This window comes from Nitrospinota bacterium, assembly GCA_009873635.1.
GTDB lineage: Bacteria > Nitrospinota > Nitrospinia > Nitrospinales > VA-1 > LS-NOB.
Window position 1 is genome coordinate 1 of sequence record WAHY01000006.1, and the last position, 5,793, is coordinate 5,793.

The window sequence follows — 5,793 nt, forward strand, 5'->3', positions numbered from 1 at the left end:
CCTGTGTCAAGACAAATGGCCTTTATTTTTTATATCTTTATACGTTGATAATGGGTCTCAATTAGATTCCACAAACCAGCTCCCAAAATCTACAATGATTGACCTGATCAAGCACCAACGTCTCTTATTATTTTATACAGGTAAGTCTGTTTTAGACCCTGGTTTCAATGTAGGAATATTCCTACAAAGCTTTTCTCGTGACGATCGGTCTATTTCTTATCAACAGAGTCTTTCAGCTTTTCTATTTCCTGAATCGCTTTCATGATCGGTTCAGGATCACCCAAGTCTTTCGCAATTTTTCGGGCTTTGCTGATATAATCATCCGCCTGATCATAACGAGAAACCAGAATCTCCATTCTGGCAACCGTTAACTCAAACTGAATCAGGCTGGTCCAACTATTGGTTTTCTCAAAACATTCACTGGCCTGGGCGAAATATCTTTCCGCTTCCTCAAACAAATAATCTTTGAATTTCAAATTACCCAGATAGGTGAAGTCCTGACCGGCTCCTTTAAAATCACCCACCTCACGGGTAAGTTCAAGGGCTTTCAAATAACATTGCTCAGCTTCATTTCGCTCTCCATTACTAAAAGCAAGGTTTCCCAGGTTACGGTAATCCTCGGCAATTTCTTTTTTGTCGTTCAACTGTTTGGAGAGATCGAAAGCCTGATTAAAATTATCACCGGCCTTTTCCCTGTATCCCCGGTCCATATTGAACTTGCCTAAATATCTCAGGTCGATGAGAATTTCTTTCGGGTCATTGAGGATCTGGGAACTTTCAAGAGACTTTTTGTAGTAAACCTCCTGCTTCGAGCGTTCCTTTTTCTCAACGTAAATATTAGCGAGAATGCGGCAATCTGCACAGACATTGCGATAGTCTTTGATGCTCTCAGAAATATCCAAAGCTTTCAGCGCGAATTTTTCCGCCTGGTTCCAGTCTTCTTTCTGCAGATAGAGGTTATAGATATTCCTGTTATCCTCCGCCATCTCCGGCTTGTTATCAGAATTGGTGTTGATTTCCAATGCCTTCAAATAATTTTTCTCGGCATTGAGCCAGTCGGTTTTCTGCAGGCAGATATTTCCCAGGTTGCGGTAGTCATGCATGACACCCCGCGTATTATTATTTGCCTCATTTGCTTTTAAGGATTTCTTGACCAGCTTTTCCGCAACGTCCATTTTGCCGGACATGATCAGGACATTTAAATAACTGCCCTGCAATTCCTGCAAACCTTTCTGGTCGTTCAGTTCTTCCTTGAGTTCGATAGCGCGTCCATAGTTCTCCACCGCACCCTCGTAATCCTGTTTCTCCATCGAAATACTACCGAGGTTCCCCAGGGCCGCACTCAACGCTCCCTTGTCGCCAGACTTCTCGTGAATAGCAATGCTTTCTTTAGCTACTTCTTCCGCTTCATCCCAGTCACTGGCCATGAATAAGACATTGCCCAGGTCACTGAGCAAAGCCAGTTTGAGCTTGCTGTCTTTTTCGGCTTCCGGTTTTTTCAAAGCTTCGCGGATCTGCTGTTTCCGGCTTTCGAGATATTTGGGCTGGGAAAAAATGAACATCAATTTGTTCTGCACTTCCTGGACCGAACCCTGCTCTTTCATCGCTTCATATAAATCGCTGGCCCGCATCAGGTGATCTTCCGCCTGGTCAAACTCTTCTTTCTTGATAAAAATGTCTCCCAGCGATTCACATTGCTGGGCAATTCCCGGACGGTTCTCCTGCTTCTCCATCAACTCCAGAGATTTGAAATACTGCTCCTGCGCACCATCCCAGTTTTTCTGCAAACTTCTTACATTACCCAGATTGGCATAACCTCGCGCTTCCCCTAAAAGGTCACCCAACTCCTGCATGATCTTGAGAGACTTGTCATAATGCTCCCAAGCCAGATCAAGCTGGTTCTTATTAAGGTAAATATTTCCCAAACTTCCCAGCAGATAAGAATTCCTGCGCTTGTCAGAATCGCCAATCACCTCGATGGCTTTCTTGAAGTTCGCTTCCGCTTCATCAACTTTTTCAGCCTGCCCTTCACTGGTCATTTGCAGGTAGATTCCTGCAAGGTTTGCGTAGCAAACTCCCGCTGAAGTTTTTTCCCCCATATCTTCCAGCACCTTGATGGTTTTCAAAATGGTCTCTGCCACTTTATCCATCCGCTGCCATTGGAAGTAAAGTTCTTCCAGATCCTGCAACTTGGCAATAACCTGGGTTTGTTGTCCGCCCTTCGTGAGTGTCTCCACTTCCTCCAGCAGTGCTGATTCAGTTTTACCTAACAACGCGGGGTGTTTTTGGAGAGATTCGATCCTGCCCTCAAGCTGCTGGATCTTGCGTTCATCCTGCTTGGCCTGTCCCATAAAGTCTTTGGCCTTCTGGTAGTAATCAATCGCCTGTTCAATGTCTTCTTTTTTCAGGAAGGTGTTGCCCAAATACTCGTTGTAGATACCCTGCCCAAGCGGATCATTGGCCTCGATCATGATCTGCAGGGCACGCTGATAACTTTCTTCCGCCTTTTCCAGACTGCCCTGATAAAAATAAACACTGCCAAGATTGCCAAGGGAACTTTCAATACCCTTCGCGTCCTTCAGCTTTTCCATATAAGTCAGGGAACGGGAATAGAAGTCTTCCGCCTTGTCGAACTGCTTGCTCTGAAAACAAATATTGCCGAGGTTGCCAAGAACATAGGCCTGACCGGTGTCGTCGCCCGACTTTTCCATATGCTTCAACGCTTCAAGAAAATTGGTCTCTGCTTCCTCAATGTTGTTTTTCTGTAAACTCTCATAACCGAGTTTCTCAAACTTCCTTCCCTCGTCCATATCCCACCTTTACAAATTTGTGTTTAAAAATATGAAATCGTTGCCAAACAGCAATACTTCCCAATCTTACCGACAGGGCCCATTCGGCAACGGTTGAAAACGCTTATATTTCACGGGTTTAAGTTATGAATTATAGAGGTCATGAGCCTCTGTGTCAACACGGCCAGCGTGCGTTATATTCTACCTAAGACTTCGTGCCCCGTAGGGGTAACGCTGGACCCAACTAGCTATAGCTTAGTCTGGCAGACAGACTTAATCTCGGCTTAATGGGCCAATGCCCGTCATTGCGAGGAGTCCTGGCGACGAAGCAATCCAGAAGTCTTCATAAATTAACCGTTCTGGCAATCCCAGAGTCTGGATCGCCACGCTCCTTCCAGTCGCTCGCGATGACTATCCTACGGAGCCTGTACTCACTTCCTCCCTCGCCAGAAAGCGAAGGTTATTTCGCAACTTTATCTTGCTAGAGTGCCAAGGTTATTATAAATTGGACGCTTTTCCTACTAGGCGTAGTGCCAGCGGGCAATGGCTTTGTTTTGCAATCATGAGGCATCTCGGCTTAATGGGACCTTAATACCCCTGCAGCCTTCTAAAACTATTTACTATTGAGTGGAAAATGAGCGTGATTAAAACTGAAAAACTTGTAGAGGCTTTGACCCGTGAAGGGTCGCTGACCTTCGCCGATAATCTGGACTACGCTGTAGAGCTGGAAAAGAAAATCCCCAACCTCGAATCGAAGGAGCAGGATGGCTGCACCCACCTGTTCGAAAACGATTCCCCCAGCGTGGCCAATACCCGTGTCATCATTTTCTCGACCGGGCATTTTGTTTTCTACAACGAAGAAGGCCGGCGGTTCCTGTGCACGGACCCGGAAGGCAACCCCCTGCACGAGGCCCTATGGTCCCATAACGATGTGACCGGAGTGACCGATCTCGCCCTGGCAAGAATGCGTCTCGACAACCGGCAGTGGGTGGGCATCAAACCACGCGCCAAAACCTTCTCGACACAAATCGACATCAGCAGCCATGACGGGTGGGAAAAAATGACGCTCGATGATTTGCGCGAAAAAGCCGCCGAAGCCTGGCGCGTCCCTTTCTCCGAAGTGAAATACTTTTACAACGACAACCAGATGATCCATAAGGGAGAAGGGAAATACGACATCCAGCTCACTAAAGATGGACTCTACGCCCTGCACGAAGGAACGTTCGACAAATCCATGTTCATCAGTTTCATGTTTCAGGTCAACTGGGCCCGGCTCAACCTGATCCCTGTCGTTGAACTGTTCCAGTCCACCCTGCCGGGCACCGGCGGAGCCGTTTTCGAGTTCATCTGGGGAATCTATAAAGACCAGTCGCGGGAAAGGGAACTGCCGCCTTTAAGGTATCGCGGACTCCCCACCTATCCCTCAAAAGAAGCTTTCAATATTTTCTCCGCTTTTTTTGTGCCGGAAGGACCGGAAGGCAAAGACTTAAAGAAACTGTTCATGGACCCGATGACCTCGCACGAGATCACCTGGACCCCGCAGGAACACGCGCCGGTACGCTATTTCAGTGAAAGCCAGAAAGTCGTGGTCACCGCGCAGGATGGTTATCTCTACAAAGTCACGGCTTATGACGACCCCATCACCTTCCCCTACACCAATTGTGAAGGAGTGAGGAAACCGCCGATCGAACGGGAGGTGAGAGTGGGCACGCAATCGTTCACCCTGCTCGAAGGTGAACGCGGCAGAGAAGTTCCATTCAATCCGGCCTGGAACCTGCGACCGCAAACCTATCCAACACGGTTGGCACACACCTATCCATTTACCTGGAAATGGTTCTTCAACGGAGAACCGCCGGTGGTTGATCCGGTCAAGGTGCAATACACCGTTCCGTTTTATCCCGAGGGGGCCGCCGATATTGACGAGTCCTCTTTGCAACCGATGGTGCTCGACCAGATTTTCTATTACATGGAAATGGCCCCGGCCATGCCGCACCGGCTGGAAAAAATCGACAAGGTCCTCATCCACACCTTCGACACCGTGCTGGCCGGTTGTGTGGACTGCACCAAGGAGCGGGAATACACCGTGCTGTTCAGCGACAACGAGTTCGCGCAGAAAAACGCGCAACTGTTGTGGAACTACGCCGCATCACGCGATCAACTGGACAACCTGCAGAAAGTTTCGTTCCTGCCTGAAGCGGAACACATCGCCCACGCTTACAGCTTGCAGTATGGGCTGATCTTTAAATGGATTCCGTTCATGTATCACCCCGACCGTGAAGCCTGCGAAAGCATGTTGCAGGCACTGGTCAACGCCATGCTGCCGGATGGCTTCCTCTTCCTGGTCGGACCGCGCCCGTTACAGGGACTCTTCGACCATTATGGATTGGAAACGCTTTATAACGACCCGGTCTACAACATGCCGTTCTTCCGTCAACATCTCAAGATGTGTCCGGAGAACCAGGTCAATCCCGATCTCTGTGTGTTCCTGCTGGAAAAGAAAGCACAGGAAGAGAAGAAAGAAATCCAACCCAAATCCGATCAGGCCACCACCGAGTTTGACGGCACCGTCCCGCAAATGCGCGGATTTAGAAGAGACAACTAGCCCGCGAGGCCGCGGGTGGCAACTACTCGGCGAAGAGCCAGCGGGCAATCGCTTTAATATGCTGAAAATAGTTAACTCGGCTTAAAGAGCCAATGATAGTTGCCTCCCCTGATAAGGGGTATGACGTTGTCAGTGACGACTCGCAGCTACATCATCAACTCGGGAGCCATGCTGCGTTCGTGGGATTCGGGATCGTTTTTCACGTAGAGGTGCGGCAGGTCGCTAGTGCCAAACTTCGTGATATAGAGGAACACGTGTTCACGGGCGTTGATGCGCAGTGCCCAGGGGTCAAAATCGTTGCGGTAGAAATCTTCATACCTATGCATCGCCTGCTCGGTGGTCTGCCCCGATTCAGGCGTGTAATAAAAATCCAGAGCCAGGTCGTGTTCAGGAATTTCTTTT

General features: G+C 48.6%; 2 protein-coding genes and 1 pseudogene. 1 reads left to right on the forward strand and 2 read right to left on the reverse strand.

Annotated features, from left to right (window positions below; all coding sequences use genetic code 11):
- Window positions 1–209: 209 nt before the first annotated feature.
- Window positions 210–2,810, reverse strand: coding sequence for a tetratricopeptide repeat protein (locus F3741_05190; protein ID MZG30196.1), 2,601 nt, complete (start codon window positions 2,808–2,810; stop codon window positions 210–212).
- A gap of 613 nt (window positions 2,811–3,423) precedes the next feature.
- On the opposite strand from F3741_05190, the pseudogene F3741_05195 reads away from it, so the two are divergent.
- Window positions 3,424–5,289: pseudogene (locus F3741_05195) on the forward strand (hypothetical protein).
- A 248-nt stretch (window positions 5,290–5,537) separates the two neighbouring features.
- Here the strand turns inward: F3741_05195 and F3741_05200 are convergent.
- A partial coding sequence (locus F3741_05200) for a B12-binding domain-containing radical SAM protein (protein ID MZG30197.1) occupies window positions 5,538–5,793 on the reverse strand: 256 nt, incomplete at its 5' end.